This window comes from Stenotrophomonas sp. HMWF003 (genome assembly GCF_003061285.1).
Lineage (GTDB): Bacteria > Pseudomonadota > Gammaproteobacteria > Xanthomonadales > Xanthomonadaceae > Stenotrophomonas > Stenotrophomonas maltophilia_AP.
This window is the reverse complement of the sequence record NZ_QAIW01000358.1, coordinates 1-747: the sequence shown is the minus strand read 5'-3', so window position 1 is coordinate 747 and position 747 is coordinate 1. Positions and strand designations below refer to the sequence as shown.

The following is a 747-nucleotide window of genomic DNA, read 5'->3' as shown; positions in this document are numbered from 1 at the left end:
CGCGCGAACAGCTGCCCCAGCTTGGGCAGGATCTTGAACGAGTGGAAGTCGTAGATCGGCTTGAACCAGTCCGCGGTGACTTCGGAGAACTCCAGCACGCGTGCCTGGCCGCCCACCTTGAGCACGCGGTACATCTCGCGCAGGCCGGCGTCCTTGTCGGTCACGTTGCGCAGGCCGAAGGCGATGGTCACCAGGTCGAAGCTGGCGTCCGGGAAGGGCAGCGCCTCGGCGTTGCACTGCACGTACTCCAGGCCCTTGACCAGGCCGCGATTCATCAGCCGGTCGCGGCCTACCGACAGCATGCCGGCATTGATGTCGCCCAGCACCACCTCGCCTTCGTCACCCACGCGCTCCTTGATCAGCGCGGCGATGTCGCCGGTGCCGCCGGCCAGGTCGAGCACGCGGTCGCCCGGCTTCACCTGCGCGGTGGCCACGTAGTAGCGCTTCCAGGCCCGGTGGATGCCCAGGCTCATCAGGTCGTTCATCAGGTCGTAGCTGCGCGCGACCGAGGTGAACACTTCGCCCACCAGCTTCTGCTTGTCCTTGGCTGCGACATCGCGGAAGCCGAAATGGGTGGTGCCAGTCTTGTAGGGGGATTCGCTCATGGGCGGATTATCGCACCGCTCGGCGCGCTGCGGCACCCGCCCCCTGCGACCGGGCGCCGCAGGGGGGCCGGTGCCGGCCGGTGCCGAAGCCGCTGGCGGCCACTATCATGGCGGTCCAGATGCTTACGGACCGCCCATGATC

The 747-nt window shown here is 67.7% G+C and carries 1 protein-coding gene; it reads right to left on the bottom strand.

Annotated elements, in window-relative coordinates; translation table 11 throughout:
• On the bottom strand, positions 1–605 hold a 605-nt coding region (locus DBR34_RS14605), incomplete at its 3' end, for a class I SAM-dependent methyltransferase (protein WP_258223959.1).
• Positions 606–747: the final 142 nt, after the last annotated feature.